The sequence below is a fragment of the Photorhabdus tasmaniensis genome (assembly GCF_011189505.1).
Taxonomy (GTDB): Bacteria; Pseudomonadota; Gammaproteobacteria; order Enterobacterales; family Enterobacteriaceae; genus Photorhabdus; species Photorhabdus tasmaniensis.
In genome coordinates, this window is record NZ_PUJU01000117.1 from 648 (window position 1) to 3,063 (window position 2,416).

Genomic DNA, 2,416 nt, shown 5'->3' on the forward strand with positions numbered 1-2,416 from the left:
TGGACATACTTTGGGCTCCTTCATTTCTAAAGGTTCTTTTATCGGGTAGTTTGGGCTACCGTAGGCGTCACAGGACGTGGTGACCTTGATTTGATCACAGGGCAAGAAATGCACCGTAATCCCGCAGGTATCACCCCCATTCTGATAATAGGGCATCGGCACTACCCGGCTATGCTGGCGTGTCTGGGCATTGATTTTTCTATCCCATTCCAAATATTTTTCGTCGTTTTCATACCCGGGAAAATCGTTGGAGAAAGCAACTCCAGTCTCCCAATCCACCCGGACTGTCATCCCCGGTTTCCATTTCGCTGGCACGCTATAGCAACAGCCTCCTCCTCCGCCCTGATACGGCCCGATAATATCGATACCCGGCGTACCATCCACACTGAACCGATTAATCGCCCATTTGGTATGGTTAATGGCGATAATCACGCCTGCCTGTGCCGAAAACTGGCTACAAGCAGCCAGTAACAGACACAAAATCGCCAGCCTAAGCTGTTGTTTTTTCATCTTCGACTCCTTCACATAGGTGATAATCTGAACTTGAGATGCCTGTATGCATTACTTCGGACATACTTTGGGCTCCTTCATTTCTAAAGGTTCTTTTATCGGGTAGTTTGGGCTACCGTAGGCGTCACAGGACGTGGTGACCTTGATTTGATCACAGGGCAAGAAATGCACCGTAATCCCGCAGGTATCACCGCCATTCTGATAATAAGGAACCGGCACTATCTTGCTATGCTGGCGTTTCTGGGCATTGATTTTTCTATCCCATTCCAAATATTTTTCGTCGTTTTCATACCCGGGAAAATCGTTGGAGAAAGCAACTCCGGTTTCCCAATCCACCCGGACTGTCATCCCCGGTTTCCACTTCTCCGGTACGCTATAGCAACAGCCTCCTCCTCCGCCCTGATACGGCCCGATAATATCGATACCCGGCGTACCATCCACACTGAACCGATTAATCGCCCATTTGGTATGGTTAATGGCGATAATCACGCCTGCCTGTGCCGAAAACTGGCTACAAGCAGCCAGTAACAGACATAAAACCGCCAGTCTAAGCTGTTGTTTTTTCATCTTCGATTCCTTCACATAGGGATAATCTGGATTTGAGATGCCTGTAGACGTCACAGGAAGTCGTGACTTCGACCTGATAACAGGACAAAAAACATACGGTCTTGCTCCACACGTTCAGTTTGTAGCGGCTGTGATCAAAGATGATCGCCGGGGTTGTGTTGTTCATCATTTTCTCCTCGTCACTTCGTGCACACAGGTACCGGTCAGTTTGCTGGTAACAGAGTCAATAAAGAGTCCGGCACCCTTTGCGATCGCTGGCAGGCGACGATATTCAGGGCCGAACAGAACTAAAACCGAATAAGAATTCAGGCGTCAGTCAGAATAAATTCGGAAAACAACAAATCTGGCCAGGTATTTCCCGACCGGAGGTTAACCGGGATATAAATAATTAATCGGGCTATGCCCGCTCCATCAATGAGTCGATTCATTAATAGGATGGACTGTTACTGAGTCATTATATTCTCCTAATGAGTGCATATTAAAATCAAGTCTTTTTTGATCAAACAGCACAATGTGTTAAATACCCAATAAATATAACAGGAGCACAAGAAGATAATCCCCATAATATTTAAAAAAATATAGATAAAATGACATTTATTTACATAAAAATATTGAACTTATTTAAAAAAAACAGAATGACTCACAAGTTATAATATAACAACGCTAGCAATTCATAATAAAAAAGTTATATTTTTATTTATAATCATGTAGTTACTCCATAAAAAACACAAATGACTTCACTTTCAATTTCACCACCCAAACAGGTGAAACAAACGTAAAAAATAATGATTCTCATTCATGGAATGCGAATGAGAATACATTAGGTGATACTCGAAAAATAAATAACAACCGGCTTGTCGATCCCGAATCAAACCTAACCCCCCACCTAAATAAAGCACGATAGCGTCAATAGGAATATTATGGCAATATCTGTCATTCTATGAATAGCAGAGCTCCCTTTAATATTGCCACAATTCTCCAACAAGAAGACTCAGCAATCCCGCCATTTATCCCCTAACACAATAAAATATCTGACTACCAGTCTGCAATAAGATTATTCCTGACCTGGAACATGATATAACAGTGGATTAAATCAGCCACACTGGATTATTCTTCCCCCCAATCCTGTTCATCATCTTAAATCTGAAAATATTCACTGCGGGTCAACGCCACTTTGCCGGTTTTTTTATGACACTTAACCAAATCGCCCTTGCAGGCTGTCACCCTGCCGGATAACGTTTTTCATTTCTCTGGCCCCCCTTTCGGGGTCGGTTTCAGCCTCTTTCCGGCCCAACGCGCTTTGAGATTTTCTTTGCCGATTTGCAATCGCCGCTCTTCG

3 protein-coding genes are annotated in these 2,416 nt (G+C 43.7%); 1 reads left to right on the plus strand and 2 read right to left on the minus strand.

Annotated elements, in window-relative coordinates; all coding sequences use genetic code 11:
• Both tli1a (C5471_RS22895) and tli1a (C5471_RS22900) read right to left on the minus strand, forming a co-directional pair.
• Window positions 1-510 (minus strand): Tli1a family immunity protein (gene tli1a / locus C5471_RS22895; protein WP_166296511.1); only part of this gene is annotated, 510 nt, incomplete at its 3' end.
• Window positions 511-561: 51 nt separating this feature from the next.
• Window positions 562-1,077, minus strand: coding sequence for a Tli1a family immunity protein (tli1a, locus tag C5471_RS22900; RefSeq protein ID WP_133812833.1), 516 nt, complete (start codon window positions 1,075-1,077; stop codon window positions 562-564).
• Between the two features lie 37 nt (window positions 1,078-1,114).
• Here tli1a (C5471_RS22900) and C5471_RS22905 point away from each other — a divergent pair, with 37 nt between their 5' ends.
• Window positions 1,115-1,378, plus strand: coding sequence for a hypothetical protein (locus tag C5471_RS22905; RefSeq protein WP_133812832.1), 264 nt, complete (start codon window positions 1,115-1,117; stop codon window positions 1,376-1,378).
• Window positions 1,379-2,416 lie beyond the last annotated feature (1,038 nt).

Bases quoted from the DNA above. Each gene is read 5' to 3' on its own strand.
- tli1a (WP_133812833.1), bottom strand. From the start codon at position 1,077: ATGAAAAAACAACAGCTTAGACTGGCGGTTTTATGTCTGTTACTGGCT.
- C5471_RS22905 (WP_133812832.1), top strand. From the start codon at position 1,115: ATGCCTGTAGACGTCACAGGAAGTCGTGACTTCGACCTGATAACAGGA.